Below are 15,454 nucleotides of genomic sequence, written 5' to 3' on the forward strand. Positions count from 1 at the left end.
TTGTTAAAATAGATAGCTACAAGGATTGTTACGTATGACCTGCTCATTGTGTGACCATTCACATTCATTTTTAAATTCAAGGGCAGCTTTTAGCGTTGCCGCCGCTTTTTAAAAAGTGACAAATATTATGAAAGAAACAGTTATTATTGTATGGTTTAAACGTGACCTGCGTATCAATGACCACAGCCCGTTGCTAGCAGCCTCTAATTTAGGCCTGCCCGTAATACCACTGTATGTGGTGGAGCCTGATTATTGGCAGCAAAGCTTTAGCTCTAGTCGTCATTGGCATTTCATTTATGACTGTCTGTCAGACCTCAATATTGCTTTAACACAATTGGGACAACCTCTTATCGTTCAAGTAGGAGAAACCTGTGATGTCATCACTCGCTTGCATTCAGAATATAATGTTCAAGCGATATACGCACACGAAGAAACGGGAAACCTCTGGACCTACCAGAGGGATATCAGGGTTAATAAGTTATGCACTACCTTGGATATTCCACTGCATGAATACCCACTCAATGGCGTCGTTAGAAGGCTTAGCTCTCGTGATGATTGGTCGGCTCTTCGAAATAAACGCATGGCTGAAAGAATTGCACCAAGGCCCTGCAGCGTAAAGCCCTTGTTAAAATACTCATCAGAACCTTTGCCAGATAAATACCATCCTATGTTCGGTAAAACTTTTGTCGGTACAGTGCAGCAAGGTGGCCGCGTTAAAGCAGTTGACGATTTGAGAGGGTTTCTAAAACATCGGTCCAGCCAATATCTCCACCATATATCTGCGCCAGGTTTATCGTCTACTTATTGTTCGAGATTGTCAGCGCACCTTGCGTGGGGAAGTCTCTCTGTGAGGGAGGTTGTTCAATCAATCAAAAAAAGAAAACAGCAACTTAATGCGGAAGAAAAAAAGCGCTTTGGTCGCAATTTAACCGCATTTAACTCAAGGCTGGCATGGCGCTGTCACTTTATACAAAAAATTGAAGACCAACCCTCCATTGAAACCCACTGTATGCACCCTGCCTTTGAAGGCCTGCGTGAGAGTGAACACGATGAACTAAAATATAAAGCATGGGCTTCAGGGCATACTGGATACCCATTTATTGACGCTTGCATGCGCAATTTGATTGCTGAAGGGTGGATCACTTTTCGAATGCGCGCCATGCTTGTGAGCTTTGCTAGCTATCAGCTTTGGTTGGATTGGCGCGTTGTGGGCCATCATCTAGCCGGTCTATTTACCGATTACGACCCCGGCATTCACTATAGTCAGCTGCAGATGCAATCAGGTGTTACCGGCATAAATTCAATGCGTGTCTACAATCCAGTTAAACAATCAATTGAACATGATCCAACTGGTGATTATATAAGGCACTGGGTTCCCGAATTAAAAGACCTTCCGAACGCCTTTATTCACGAGCCCTGGAAGTGGGGTAAAAACTTAGTGGATGATGATTCACTTTTATTAGGCACTATTTACTCGCACCCTATTGTCGACCATGAGTCAACAGCAAAAGAAGCAAAAGACAAGCTAACGAACGTGCGCAAAAGCGACTATTTTAGGGCCATCTCAAATTCGGTTTATATTAAACTGGGCAGTAGAAAAAAAAGGGCCAATAAATCGAAAATAGTAATTGATGAAGACCAATTAACACTGTTTTAAACTATGTATTTTTTAATCGTATTTAATTTCCATGCCTAAATGACTATGGTGGGGAAGTATTCCTGTGGCTACTAACAAACCTCAGATAAGCATAGGGGCGAAAGGGGTAACTTGTTGTTGGGTTAACTGTGGCGGCTGCTTAGGCTTACTCAAGGTTAATTAGGGTCTGTGGCAATACTAAACTAGAGGTTAGCATTAGGTCTTAAGTGCGGTAGGGACGTGAGTCTAAATGTGCCTATACGCCTAGATAGGATGACAATAACGACCCTACAATGTTTACTTAAAACTATAATAACCACACCCCTGAAAGCACCCTAAAAACCACCTCCTTAAGCTCCATAGAAGCACCCTAAGCAACGCAAGAATATCAACCCAAACATGTAGATTAGGGTTTTAGATGAGGCTAAAAATGGCCCTACAGACGCTTTTTTTAATGGCGGGAATAGTAACAGTGTGGAGCTGTTTGGGAGCCTGTAGACGCAGGTCTTCTTTAGGTCGGGCTAATGCCCCTTTAGCAAACCTCTGGTGTCCCAAAAGCCCTATGTATACTGGCCTAAGCCACAAGTACCACTACCTTTTATTTTGCCCTTTAACCTCGTCATTCCCAAGTTTAATACAACCCAATCAACTGTTAAGTACATGAACACTAAAATACGGGTCATAAGTTTTTTTTGGCCTATGCCTTAAGTTTGGCCTAAACCTGTCGATAACAAGTGCAGATAGCGACAGAGCCGGGTTTCAATAAAATGCCCTTTAACCTGAATGCTTTATAGACAAAGGGTCAGTTTATCTTTTTAAGTTTAATTAGTATGGTCATGGTAACTAAAACAAACGGGGCGTGTTTAACAGTATCTGCACTTGGCTGTGAACAACTAAGTAAAAAGAGTCGCCTTTTAGTTGGAGGCTCTGGCTTGCTATGCTTCGCCCTAGCAATGCCAGTTTTGGCTACTGACTTTATAATTACAGCTTTCAGCACAGAAGGTATCAAGACATCTGGCGGCACCAACAACGTTTTTGTCTCTAGTTCAGGAAGTATTGTGACAAATGGCTTCTTGTCAAACGGCATTTGGAACCAAGGCGCCAACAACACAACCACTGTGTCAGGAAGTATTACGACGAATGGCTGGATTTCAGACGGCATTTTGAACCAAGGCAATGACAACACAACCACTGTGTCAGGAGGTATTACCACAGTCGCCTCGTCTTCCGGCATTTGGAACGAAGGCGCCAACAACACAACCACTGTGTCAGGACGTATTACCACAGAAGCCGAGTCACCCGGCATTATGAACGACGGTAACAACAACACGACTACTGTGTCAGGACATATTGTGACGAATGGCCGCTTGTCACACGGCATTTGGAACGACGGCAATGACAACACAACCGCTGTGTCAGGAAGTATTACAACAGAAGCCAAGTCACCCGGCATTTTGAACGACGGCGCCAACAACACAACCACTGTGTCAGGAAGTATTACAACGGAAGGTGCGTCTTCACACGGCATTATGAACAAAGGCGACAACGGCAACACGACTACTGTGTCAGGAAGTATTGTGACGAATGGCCGCTCGTCACACGGCATTTGGAACAACGACAATGACAACACAACCACTGTGTCAGGAAGTATTGCGACGAATGGCCAAAATTCATACGGCATTCGGAACGACGGGAATGACAACACAACCACTGTGTCAGGAAGTATTACGACGAATGACTCGATTTCACACGGCATTTGGAACATGGGCGACAACGGCAACAACACGACCACTGTGTCAGGAAGTATTACAACGGAAGGCGAGTCTTCACACGGCATTATGAACGAAGGCGACAACGGCAACACGACTACTGTGTCAGGAAGTATTACAACGGAAGGCGAGTCTTCATACGGCATTTGGAACACTGGTAACAACAACACGACTACTGTGTCAGGAAGTATTACAACGGAAGGCGAGTCTTCATACGGCATTTGGAACACTGGTAACAACAACACGACCACTGTGTCAGGAAGTATTACAACGGAAGGCGAGTCTTCATACGGCATTTGGAACATTGGCAACAACAACACGACCACTGTGTCAGGAAGTATTACAACGGAAGGCCATTCTTCAAACGGCATTCGGAACGACGGCAATGACAACACAACCACTGTGTCAGGAAGTATTACGACGAATGACTCGATTTCACACGGCATTCGGAACGACGGCAATGACAACACAACCGCTGTGTCAGGAAGTATTGTGACGAATGGCAGCTTTTCATACGGCATTCGGAACATGGGCGACAACGGCAACACGACTACTGTGTCAGGAAGTATTGTGACAAATGGCAACTTTTCATACGGCATTCGGAACATGGGCGACAACGGCAACAACACGACTACTGTGTCAGGAAGTATTGCGACGAATGGCCAAAATTCATACGGCATTCGGAACGACGGCAATGACAACACAACCGCTGTGTCAGGAAGTATTGTGACAAATGGCAACTTTTCAGACGGCATTCGGAACGACGGCAATGACAACACAACCGCTGTGTCAGGAAGTATTGTGACAAATGGCAACTTTTCATACGGCATTCGGAACATGGGCGACAACGGCAACAACACGACTACTGTGTCAGGAAGTATTGTGACGAATGGCCACGTGTCAGACGGCATTTTCAACCAAGGCAATGACAACACAACCACTGTGTCAGGAAGTATTACAACGGAAGGCGAGTCTTCAAACGGCATTCGGAACGACGGCAACGACAACACGATCACCATTTCCGGGACAGTTAGTGCCACCCATTCAAGCTCAAACGCACTTTTTAATAGTATCAGCTCAGACATCAGCTTCATTCTCGATGAGGGCGCAGTCATTATTGGTGATATCACCACATTCGCTCTAGCAGGCGCTCCAGCAACAAACAACAAACTCACCCTCAACTTAGGCCAAGGCGCATCCTATGCCTACTCTGTCGGTGGTGGTGGCGCTATAACAGACGTTGGAACAGGCGCTGGTCGATGGACGTTCAGTGACCAAGATGGCCGCAAACCAAAGGTCACCATAAATGGTACAAACTGCGCAGCTTCGAGTGTCACGGTCTGTAACCTCGTTACAGCAGTTGGCAGCGGCAACGCCATGGAGCAAGATGAGCTACAATTTGCCGTGAACTCCGCCATGATTGACTCATTGGAGTTCGGCAGTGGCCAAGCGAACGCCGCTGCAGAGTCGATGACCTCCACGCAGACGGCCAAGAGCAACACCTGGGCCAACCTCTACGGCGGGACATCAAAGCGGGCCGCAAGCACAACTCAATCATCATTTTATGCTCGCAACGCTGGCCTAACTATTGGCACACCAGTCGCAATCAGTGACAGTCTTAATATAGACTTGGTACTCAACATGTCCAGAAGCAACCTCAACATTAGCCCATCCAAAGACCAAGAAATTACTGCACAGTCCTATAACTTGGGTGCAGCGCTGCGTGACCTGGTTCCGTCTGACACTTGGTCTGTGGATGCCTTTGGCTTTATTGGTCATAATGCCTACGATGGCAAACGCAAGGTGATGAATAACGACACAGCCACTGGCTCTGAGACCGTCACAGCCTCTTACTCAGGTTTGGCAGTGCTTGTGGGTGTTAACGCGCAATACAGCCAAGCTATAGATGACACGCTAAATTTTATAGGTGGTTTAAACGCTAGCCTAAGCAACGAGAGAATTGGGGCCTACTCTGAGAGCAAATACTTTGCTTGGAATGCCCGTACTATGACGCTAGCCTCAGGTGGCTTTACTGTGGGTCTTGAGTATCACACGGCTACGCTGACCACCTTTGCAAGCCTTGGTGCTCAACGCAGTTCTCTGCGCAGTGGCAAGACAGCAGGCTACACCAACAATGGCACTGCAGGTTCTTATACCGACAGCACCAATGGGGATACCTATCGAACTGCCTCCATTGGCTTCGATTATGCAGGTGAAGGTGGTGTGTACTTTACAGGTGCTCTAGAACCCCTCTCTTCATCAGGTGGCGTGAGTGGTAACTCAACAAGCTTCAGTGTGGGCAAGAAGTTTTAAAGGTTATGCCAAAAGGCACATGGGGCTCCATAGCTATGCATACAGGCCTAGGCGTACTTAACCGCAAACTCACGAGTTGCCTTGATAAGGTTATCTACAATACCTGGCTCTTGTTGGGCGTGACCAGCGTCTCGCACAATATGTAATTGGCATTCTTGCCAAACATCATGAATCTCAAAAGCCTGTTCTGCCGGGCAGATCATGTCATAGCGACCATGCACAATAATGCCAGGTAAATGGCTAATCTTGTGCATATTTCTTAATAATTGGTTAGGCTTAAGAAAACACTGATTAACAAAATAATGACATTCAATTCGCGCTAATGCTAAAGCAAAATGACCATCTGCAAAGTTATCTACCAAAGGAGGATTTGGCGCTAAAGTGGCAATGCTACCTTCCCAAGTGGCCCATGCTTTTGCTGCTGAAAAACGCTTTAGTTCGTCAGTTCCGCATAGTAATTCATAATAGTGGTTAACCATTTGTCCAGTTGCTTCAGCAGCTGTGTTGAGAAGTGGCTTTTGAAATACGCGCCAATAGTCTGCAAACATGCGGCTAGCGCCACCCGTTTCGTAGATCCAGTCCACATCTTTTTTGCGGCCTAAGAAAATACCCCTTAATATAAGCCCTAATACCTGACCTGGATGTGCTTGGGCATAAGCGATAGCAAGCGTGCTGCCCCAAGAACCACCAAATAATAGCCATTTAGAGATGCCTAACTCGCCGCGTAGCAGCTCAAAATCGCTAATTAAATGCTGTGTTGTATTAGCCTCTAAACTGGCATGTGGCAAGGAACGTCCAGCACCGCGCTGGTCCATTAAAATAATATGGTAATTATTAGGATCGAAGAAACGCCGTGATGATGGCCCACAGCCCCCACCTGGGCCACCGTGCATGACGACAACTGGGATACCGTGAGGATTGCCACACAACTCTACATAAAGGCTGTGCCCGTGGGTTACGGAGAGAAAAAATTCTCGATAGGGTTTGAGTTCTGGATAAAGTTGTTGCATGGTGTCAACTCAATATAAGACTATGTTTAGCAAAAATGACCCAATTTACACCCTACTGGTGGCAAGATCAGCCCCAATATCGTAACACTGAAGCGCCTCCAACCAAAGCCGATTATGTTGTTGTAGGTGCAGGCTTTACTGGTTTAAGTGCAGCACTAACCTTAGCAGAAGCAGGCTGTCAGGTTATTGTGCTAGACAGTGAAGCTATAGGTTTTGGCGCAAGCACTCGTAACGGCGGTATGTTGGGCTCTGGCCACAAAATGTCTGTGGCTGATGCACAGAAGCATTATGGGCCAACCATCGCTGCCCAATTGCATTGTGAGGCCAATGCCTCACTAGACTTCACCAAAAACCTTATTGTTAATCAAAACATCGACTGTGATTTACACGCCTGTGGTCGTTTACGTACCGCATGGACACCACAGGATTACACAGCCATGGCCGCGGCCAATGCAGGGTTACAAAAAATTGAAACGTTTGCAGCGCGTATGGTGACGCCTGATGAAATGGCTGAGCATATTGATACAGAATTATATTTTGGTGGCTTGCTCTACAAAGACCATGCCTGCGTGCAACCTAAGAAATTACACCAAGGGCTGCTAGAGCTGGCATTAGACGCTGGCGTGAGAGTATTTGGTGAGCAACCTGTAAGTAGAGTTAAGCCTCACCTAAATGGTTTTAACATAAGCACTAAGGGACAGAATATACATTGCCAACAGGTGCTCATGGCCACTAATGGCTACACCCAACCTAGCGTTTCTATGTTTCTTGCCAAGCGCGTTATGCCAGTGCCCAGTTTCATTATTGTCACCGAAGAGCTAGGAAAAAACAGGGTTCAAGCGCTATTGCCTGGTGGTCACTGTATGGTTGAGACCCGCCAGCGCTTTTGCTATTATAGAGCCACGCCCTGCGGCAAACGCATAATGCTTGGTTCCCGCGTAGCCTTGCACGCCATCACACCGCAACAGGCACTAACCACCCTAACAACTAAACTTACAGAAATATTTCCAAGTCTAAAAGACACTAAAATTAGCCATTGCTGGACGGGCTTTACTGGCTTCAGTTTTAGTAAACTACCTAACATAGGCTGCCATAATGGCATTTATCACGCCATGGGTTACTGCGGTAATGGTGTAGCTATGGCGCCCTACTTGGGCCACAAAGCTGCCCTAAAAATGCTCCACCCAGAGCAGCAGTTTTCAGTGTTTGAGCAAACCCCCTTACAAAGCCGAATTTACCATCATGGCAGCACTTGGCACATGCCTGCAGCTAGTGCCTGGTATAGAACTAGGGATTGGTGGGATAATAGACAACGCACTAAAGCGCTTAGCGCCCTTCATCAGAAAAACGACTCACTGTAATTGGTCTTGGCCTTTGGCTTATCCATTTTGTAGGCTAGGTGTCCTCATAAACCAACATAAACATTTACATTTTATAAAGGAATTAGAAATGAGCAAAATACTCACTAGCCATGTAGGTTCACTGCCGAGAACTCAAGACGTTGTTGACTATATTTTTTCAAAAGAAAATCAGCAGCACTACGATGAGACTGGGTTTGACAAGTGTATGACAAGTAATGTGCTGGATACTGTGGAGAAGCAAAAACATGCTGGTATAGACATTGTTAGCGATGGAGAAACATCAAAAATATCATATGCAACCTATGTGAAAGATAGATATACGGGTTTTTCAGGTGATAGTCCTCGTAACCCTCCAGAAGATTTAAAACTTTTCCCAGGCTTTCTTAAACGCTTATCAGATGACGGTGGCACACCACAATATGCTCGGCCAATGTGTACTGGAGAAGTAAAGTCTAAAGGGCAGGGAGAGCTACAAAAAGACATTTCTAATTTAAAAGCAGCTATGGCCAAAAATGGAATCGAAAGAGGCTTTATGAATGCTGCCTCACCTGGCGTTATTTCTTTATTCTTACAAAATGACCATTACTCAACCAGGGAGGCTTATCTAGCAGCCCTTGCAGATGCTATGCGAGATGAGTACGAGACTATTGTGGCTTCAGGGTTAGATTTGCAGCTAGACTGCCCAGACTTAGCTCTTTCTAGGCATATGTTATTTAGCCATTTGTCAGACTCAGAGTTTATAAAGGTTGCAGAGTCACATGTGGAAGCTCTCAATCATGCGCTACAGAATGTGCCAGAAGAAAAAGTACGGATCCATATCTGCTGGGGTAATTATGAGGGGCCTCACTGTTGTGACATTGATATGAATAAGGTGTTTAGCACGTTAATGAAGGCTAAAGCACAATATACTTTATTTGAAACCTCAAACCCTCGTCATGCTCATGAGTGGACGGTCTTTCGCGACCGCAAGAACGAAATACCAGACAATAAAATACTTGTTCCTGGTGTAGTGGACACCACTACAAATTTTATTGAACACCCTGAATTAGTTGCAGAGCGTATACAAAAATTTGTTGATATTGTTGGTACGCAAAGAGTCGTTGCGGGTTCTGACTGCGGATTTGGTACCTTTGCAGGTTTTGGGGCGGTAGATCCAGACATTGCTTTTGCCAAGTTAAAATCCCTTTCTGAAGGCGCTGCACTTGTAAGCAAGCGCATGGGGGGTCTCTAGCTTTAATCTTTTTTTACTATTTGACAGCTCTAGTAAATCAGGCTTGATTAAGTGAACAAAAGGGGTACCAAACGCTAGGCAATAGCTGCGCCTAAGCGTTACATGGCACGTGTAAAAATGTACCGTTTTAGGCAACCTTTACCGTAGAGTTAAGCTTTAGCTAAAACCATGACGAGATTGAATACGCCCAGGCCGCACCTAATACATTAGTCACCTTATAAACGTATTATTATTCGCCATATAAGCCTACAATAGTGGGAAATGAGTGGTTCTGCTTGGCAAACAGGCAGTTAAATGGGAAGCATGGACAAGATTACGGCAACCCGGTCTTGAGCCAACACTGCCCCCGCAACGGTGAATCGCTAGGCGATTTAGTCCGATACCAGCCCCTCAAAATGTAATCAGAAACCTAGCATTTATAATGGGTTTCACATAAATCGTGCGGTGGGTGCGATGGATACTGCTATGCTCAAATCAAACTTCCCGTTTACTGCCGTTGTTGGCCAATCTCCAGTTAAGCTGGCGTTAACTTTGCTAGCTATTGATCCTGCGATTGGTGGTGTGCTCGTTAGTGGCCCCCGTGGTAGTGCCAAGTCTACCTTGGCTCGCAGTTTAGCAGACCTCAATATTGCCAACCTAAGCCAATTAGTTACTCTCCCCCTAGGGGCTAGCGAAGAGATGGTGACTGGCACTATAGACCTACAAAAAGTACTTGGTGAACAACAGGTTACCTTTGCGCCAGGGCTTTTAAGTAAGGCCCATAAAGGCTTACTTTATGTAGACGAAGTGAATCTTTTACCAGATGCCTTAGTAGACTTACTATTAGACGCTGCTGCCAGTGGCGTGAACCACATAGAACGTGATGGCATTAGCCACCAGCATGAAGCCGAATTTACCCTAATGGGCACCATGAACCCCGATGAAGGCGACTTGCGACCACAGTTGCTAGATCGTTTTGGCTTTGGTGTGGCGCTTGAGAATACCTACAGCGCCCACGAACGCGTAGAAATTGTGCGTCGCCGCCAAGACTTTGATGCCAACCCTGAAGCCTTTTTAGCAGACTATGCTAAGCCACAAGAGGCTTTGCAAACCCGCATTCGAAAGGCACAATTACAACTCAGTCTAATTACAGCAAGCGACGAAATGCGTTTGCAAATAGCCCAACGCTGTGTAGCAGCCCAAGTAGATGGGGTACGAGGCGATTTAGTATGGCTTCGGGCTGCTCAAGCCAATGCTGCACTTCGCCAAGGCGATAACGTCACTTTAGTAGACATCGATGCCGTTGAAGAGCTAGTACTGATGCATCGCCGTAATGAGACTGATACCCTCAGCCCGCCCAATACCCCAAACGATAAACCACCCCAAAACCCGCCACCTTTCGAGCGCCCAAGCCAAAGCAAGCCAAAAACAGCACACCACAAACGTGCACAAGACTGGGGAGAAATGGCCCCAACTAAACAAACAACGGGCCAAATACGCCATATTGCTCAAAACGAAATCACCCATAAGGCAATTCCAAACTTAACCACCAATGCTGGTAAAGGCCTACAAGGCCAAGGCAACAGTAGAGTAACTCGGCAATGGTCTAAACGTATTAATTGGTTTTCTAGTTTAATTGCAGGCCGTAATAGAGCCAATGCCATCGACTTACGCTACCGCCGCCAACGAGGTGCTGATCCAGTAATGCACCTAGTGCTGCTTGACACATCCGCATCGACCTTAAATGGTGATGGCCAGAGCCAGGCAAAAGGCTTAGTAGCAGGTATGGCTCATCACGCTTATTTAGCCCGCCAGCAATTGGTGCTGCTGGGATTTGGTAATGACCAAGTGTCTGAGCTATACAGCCAAGGTCGTGCACCCAAAGCCATGGCCCCATTGCTTAACACCTTTGGCGCAGGTGGCGGCACCCCACTAAAACAAGCCATTGTCCACGCTAGGGCCTTTGCAACCCGGTTACTTAGGCGAAACCCAGCGACCCATATTATTAATACTATTATTACTGACGGCCGTGTGCAGCAGGATTTATCAGGCCTCAAATTGCATGGTGAATCTGTTCTCGTAGACATTGAACAAGGCCAGGTGAAGCGCGGCCGTGGGCAGCAGATCGCGCATGCTTTAAACGCAGAGTATTTAACCTTATCCCAAGCGAGACTTGTTTAATGAGTAAAACCCATGAAGAACGCATGGCAGCTAAAAAAGCTGTTATTGATGCTCGTATTGCTAAGGCCACAGAGGAACGTGGCGTTACCATTCTATTACGTGGCAATGGTAAGGGTAAAAGTAGCTCTGCCTTTGGCACCATGATGCGATGCTTAGGCCACGGCAAAAAAGCAGCTGTAGTTCAGTTTGTTAAAGGACGTGTTGAAACTGGTGAATACAAATTTTTTAAAGACTACTCAGGCCTGGACTGGCACGTGATGGGGCATGGTTTTACATGGGAAACGCAAGATAAATCTAACGATATTGCAGCCGCACAAAAAGCTTGGGAGATCACCCAGGGCCTATTAAAAGATCCTAGTGTCGACATGCTAGTACTGGATGAAATGGCCTATGTGTTTAAGTATAACTATTTGCCTTTAGAGCCTGTGTTAGAAGCCCTAGCTAACCGTCCACATCACCAAACTGTAATAATTACTGGCCGAGTAATGCCTGAAGCACTGGTAGAATATGCCGACACGATTAGCACCGTAAAAGATGATGGCCATGCGTTTCGCATAGGCGTTAAAGCTCAAGCTGGTATTGAATATTAATGACACTAATCACTCCTCAACCTGCTTCAGCTTCTGAAGCCACTGTAGCGCATTGCCCCGCATTATTTTTAGCGGCGCCTGCGTCTGGCCAAGGCAAAACTACGATTACTAGCGCACTAGCTCGTTACCATAGAGACCTAGGCCGCAACGTGAGAGTGTTTAAAATGGGGCCTGATTACCTAGACCCACAGATTTTAGAACAAGCCTCTGGCCAGCCTGTCACGCAGCTAGACTTATGGATGGCAGGGGCGGCTTATTGTCGCCATCAATTTTATTTGGCCGCCCAAACCGCCGACCTCATTTTAGTAGAAGGGGCGATGGGACTGTTTGACGGCGAGCCTTCAAGTGCAGACCTAGCCTCTACCTTTGGCATTCCTGTTGCGTTAGTGATGGATGTTAAGGGCATGGCACAAACAGCTGCTGCAGTTGCACTAGGTTTGGCTAATTTTAGGGACGATGTTGAATTTTATGGCTTAGTTGCCAACAACTGTGGCACAGAGCGTCATGCTCAGCTAATCCGTGATGCCTTGGATGGCCGCATGCCATTGCTGGCAAACCTAGCGCGAGACCCACAAGTATCGCTGCCAGAGCGCCACTTGGGCCTAGTGCAGGCGCACGAAGTACGTGAGGAGTTAGAACAACGCTTCAACTTAGGCAAAGCATGGCTAGGCGAGCAAGCTATTTGTAATTTACCCCCAGCAGTGGCTTTTGTTAACCAAGATATAGCCCCGCCAGAAAGGCTTTTGGCTGGTACCAAAATTGGTATTGCTCGTGATGCTGCATTTAGCTTTATTTATAGCGCCAATACCCACTTGCTAGAAGCTATGGGAGCGCAGCTTAGTTATTTCTCCCCCATAAACGATACGCACTTACCTGCCGTGGATGCCCTCTGGTTTGCTGGAGGCTACCCAGAGTTACATGCTAAGAAACTGTCGGAAAATAGCAGCATGTTAAAAGACATCCGAGCTTTTAATGCCCAAAGTAAGCCTATTTTAGCCGAATGTGGTGGCTTTTTATATTGCCTGGAAGGCTTAACTGATCTAGATGAGGTCACCCATACCATGGTTGGCATTTTAGAAGGCCAAGGCACCATGCGTGGCAAGCGTGGCTGCCAGGGTATGCAAGCAGCTATGCTACCAGAAGGTGAAGTGCGAGCCCATGCTCACCACCGCTCGCGCAGCCAAAATACGCCAGCCCCAATTGCGCATGGTAAGCGTCAGCGACATCCAGCACCTGGTGAATCTATTTATCGCCAACAAGGCTTAACTGCCAGTTACTTGCACTTATTCTTCCCGTCTAATCCAGAAGCTGTGGCAAGGTTATTTAGCAAGCCGATTACACCAGGTGCATCAAACCAGCCTACTTCACAAAAGCAGACACAAGGTTAATTTAAGTTATGTGGCCCGAATCTAGCGAACAAAAACAGCCCCTGCGTACCGGTTTGACTACCGGCACTTGCGCTACGGCTTGCTGTTTAGCTGTGGGTCATTTATTGCTTGGCAAGGTTAAAAAAACTAGTGTTAGCGTTACCCTACCCATTAAAAGGCCCAACGCTAAAGAAGCCAGCCAAAAAGCAGGCAAGCACGTAGATTTAGAACTGACGTTAGTGGAAATGCGCAGCGCCACTAGCGCATATGCGCAAACTACTAAAGATGCAGGTGATGACCCAGATGCCACTCATGGCGCCACTATTTGGGTATCAGTAAAATTGGTTGCGCAAAAAGGCATTAGCTTCATTGCTGGCAAAGGCGTAGGCACGGTCACTCGCTCTGGCTTAGTGATAGACGTGGGCCAAGCGGCCATCAACCCAATACCTAGGCAAATGATGAGTGAGCATCTCACACGTCTTGGTGTATTTTATCAGTACACCGATGGTTTTCAAGTGACTGTTGGTGTAGTCAATGGCGAAGAAATTGCCAAAAAAACCATGAATGGCCGCTTGGGGATTCTAGGTGGTTTATCCATTTTGGGCACAACAGGTATTGTACGCCCTTATTCTTGCAGTGCGTGGATTGCATCCATTCATCAAGGGCTGGATGTGGCCGCTTCAAACGATTACACCCATGTGGCAGCTTCTACCGGTAATGCTAGCGAAGCCTTTATTAGTGAGCATTATGGGCTTAATGACATGCAGCTTATTGAAATGGGAGACTTTGCTGGTGCAGTTTTGAAACACCTTAAAAAGGCCCCTGTAAAACGCGTTACTATTTGTGGCGGTTTTGGAAAAATTAGCAAGCTAGCAGATGGCCACTTAGACTTGCATAGCAGCCGCTCATCCATCAACTTAGTCAAGCTGTCAGACGTGGCCCGCAAGCTAGGTGCAGATGAGGCCTTAGCAACGTCCATAAAGGCCTGCAATACCAGCTTAGAAGCGCTGGGATTATGCCAACAACACGGCATAGATTTAGCCGACGCTGTCTGTCAAAACGCCCTAAATTTTGCGCAAACAACAGTGCCAAGCTCTGTGCAGCTAGAGGTTTTTGCAGTGAACAGGCAAGGCAAATTATTAGCCAGCGCCTTTGGTGAACAACCCACTAATACAGAGACTGTGCTGTGAAACTATTGATCTTAGGTGGCACCGCCGATGCTCGCCATTTGGCTACAGTCATGCACCTAACCCAGCCATCATTAGAGTTAGTCTACAGCGTGGCTGGTCTTGTACGCCAACCAAACGTGCCAGCTACCGTAGTTAGCGGTGGCTTCACGCAGTTTGGCGGCCTAAGCGCCTACTGCAAAACACAACATATTGATGGCATTGTTAATGTAACCCACCCATTTAGCACTACCATGGGCGATCATGCACGGCAGGCTTCTAGCGAATTAGGTATAAACTACTGGCGTTTTTTAAGGCCCACGTGGCAGCAAAAAGTAGGCGATGATTGGCGCTTATTTAGCACTAAAGAAAAACTGCTAACTGCACTTTCTGGCTATCAGCGTGTATTGCTTACCTTAGGCCAAGTGAGCCCCAAGGAGCTCGCTTTTTTAAAATCAGACCAACACATTTGGTTGCGCACTGCCGTGCAGCCGCCACACCCATTGCCCAGTCACGTTAATTGGATCAAAGCTATAGGCCCATTTAATGAAGCCTGCGAGCTAGCATTATTAAAGCAGCATCACATTCAAGTGATTGCTAGCAAAAATAGTGGCGGTAGCGCTACAGAAGCCAAGCTTGCTGCAGCACGCACCCTTAAAGTGCCCGTATTTATGTTACAACGCCCACAGATCAAAGGCCCTACAGAAAAGGACTTTGGTGCATTAATAGATCGTTTACAGGCATGGGCTGAAACGCCAATGGCAGTAATAGCATGATGACTCAAATAAACCAGACACTAATAAAAATGTGCATCACCATCAAAATGGCCATGGCCATAAACACTAGGTTTT

The 15,454-nt window shown here is 46.6% G+C and carries 10 protein-coding genes and 1 riboswitch; of the genes, 9 read left to right on the top strand and 1 reads right to left on the bottom strand.

Translation table 11 applies throughout. From position 1 onward, the window contains the following. Positions 1-127: 127 nt before the first annotated feature. Together ABXT60_RS13245 and ABXT60_RS13250 are read left to right on the top strand one after the other, a co-directional pair. Positions 128-1,657, top strand: coding sequence for an FAD-binding domain-containing protein (locus ABXT60_RS13245; protein ID WP_443630567.1), 1,530 nt, complete (start codon positions 128-130; stop codon positions 1,655-1,657). A gap of 815 nt (positions 1,658-2,472) precedes the next feature. Continuing rightward, a complete protein-coding gene (locus ABXT60_RS13250; protein WP_443630568.1) occupies positions 2,473-5,718 on the top strand; it encodes a beta strand repeat-containing protein in 3,246 nt (1,081 codons plus the stop codon). 47 nt (positions 5,719-5,765) lie between these two features. Here ABXT60_RS13250 and pip read toward each other — a convergent pair whose 3' ends face one another. Further along, positions 5,766-6,728 (bottom strand): prolyl aminopeptidase, encoded by a 963-nt coding sequence (gene pip / locus ABXT60_RS13255; RefSeq protein WP_443630569.1) that lies wholly within the window; start codon positions 6,726-6,728, stop codon positions 5,766-5,768. 35 nt (positions 6,729-6,763) lie between these two features. Here pip and ABXT60_RS13260 point away from each other — a divergent pair, with 35 nt between their 5' ends. From ABXT60_RS13260 to ABXT60_RS13290, 7 genes are all read left to right on the top strand, one after another. Further along, positions 6,764-8,089, top strand: a complete 1,326-nt coding sequence (locus tag ABXT60_RS13260; RefSeq protein WP_443630570.1) for an NAD(P)/FAD-dependent oxidoreductase — start codon at positions 6,764-6,766, stop codon at positions 8,087-8,089. 88 nt (positions 8,090-8,177) lie between these two features. Then, entirely contained in the window at positions 8,178-9,320 is a 1,143-nt protein-coding gene (locus ABXT60_RS13265; RefSeq protein WP_443630571.1) for a cobalamin-independent methionine synthase II family protein, read from the top strand. Positions 9,321-9,569: 249 nt separating this feature from the next. Next, positions 9,570-9,725, top strand: a riboswitch (cobalamin riboswitch). 60 nt (positions 9,726-9,785) lie between these two features. After that, positions 9,786-11,480, top strand: coding sequence for an ATP-binding protein (locus ABXT60_RS13270; protein WP_443630572.1), 1,695 nt, complete (start codon positions 9,786-9,788; stop codon positions 11,478-11,480). Beyond that, entirely contained in the window at positions 11,480-12,070 is a 591-nt protein-coding gene (cobO, locus tag ABXT60_RS13275) for a cob(I)yrinic acid a,c-diamide adenosyltransferase (RefSeq protein ID WP_443630573.1), read from the top strand. Before ABXT60_RS13270 ends, cobO begins: the two co-directional genes overlap by 1 nt. After that, the gene (locus tag ABXT60_RS13280; RefSeq protein WP_443630574.1) at positions 12,070-13,458 is read left to right on the top strand and encodes a cobyrinate a,c-diamide synthase; all 1,389 of its coding nucleotides are present in this window, start codon (positions 12,070-12,072) and stop codon (positions 13,456-13,458) included. Before cobO ends, ABXT60_RS13280 begins: the two co-directional genes overlap by 1 nt. An 8-nt stretch (positions 13,459-13,466) precedes the next feature. Then, positions 13,467-14,627 (top strand): cobalt-precorrin-5B (C(1))-methyltransferase, encoded by a 1,161-nt coding sequence (locus ABXT60_RS13285; protein ID WP_443630575.1) that lies wholly within the window; start codon positions 13,467-13,469, stop codon positions 14,625-14,627. Continuing rightward, positions 14,624-15,379, top strand: coding sequence for a precorrin-6A/cobalt-precorrin-6A reductase (locus ABXT60_RS13290; protein ID WP_443630576.1), 756 nt, complete (start codon positions 14,624-14,626; stop codon positions 15,377-15,379). Before ABXT60_RS13285 ends, ABXT60_RS13290 begins: the two co-directional genes overlap by 4 nt. Positions 15,380-15,454: the final 75 nt, after the last annotated feature.

It is taken from the genome of Candidatus Njordibacter sp. Uisw_056, from assembly GCF_047730085.1.
GTDB lineage: Bacteria > Pseudomonadota > Gammaproteobacteria > Pseudomonadales > Balneatricaceae > Njordibacter.

Excerpts from the sequence above, each read along its gene's own strand:
- ABXT60_RS13245 (WP_443630567.1), top strand. The coding sequence starts at position 128 with ATGAAAGAAACAGTTATTATTGTATGGTTTAAACGTGACCTGCGTATC.
- ABXT60_RS13250 (WP_443630568.1), top strand. The coding sequence starts at position 2,473 with ATGGTAACTAAAACAAACGGGGCGTGTTTAACAGTATCTGCACTTGGC.
- pip (WP_443630569.1), bottom strand. The coding sequence starts at position 6,728 with ATGCAACAACTTTATCCAGAACTCAAACCCTATCGAGAATTTTTTCTC.
- ABXT60_RS13260 (WP_443630570.1), top strand. The coding sequence starts at position 6,764 with ATGACCCAATTTACACCCTACTGGTGGCAAGATCAGCCCCAATATCGT.
- ABXT60_RS13265 (WP_443630571.1), top strand. The coding sequence starts at position 8,178 with ATGAGCAAAATACTCACTAGCCATGTAGGTTCACTGCCGAGAACTCAA.
- ABXT60_RS13270 (WP_443630572.1), top strand. The coding sequence starts at position 9,786 with ATGCTCAAATCAAACTTCCCGTTTACTGCCGTTGTTGGCCAATCTCCA.
- cobO (WP_443630573.1), top strand. The coding sequence starts at position 11,480 with ATGAGTAAAACCCATGAAGAACGCATGGCAGCTAAAAAAGCTGTTATT.
- ABXT60_RS13280 (WP_443630574.1), top strand. The coding sequence starts at position 12,070 with ATGACACTAATCACTCCTCAACCTGCTTCAGCTTCTGAAGCCACTGTA.
- ABXT60_RS13285 (WP_443630575.1), top strand. The coding sequence starts at position 13,467 with ATGTGGCCCGAATCTAGCGAACAAAAACAGCCCCTGCGTACCGGTTTG.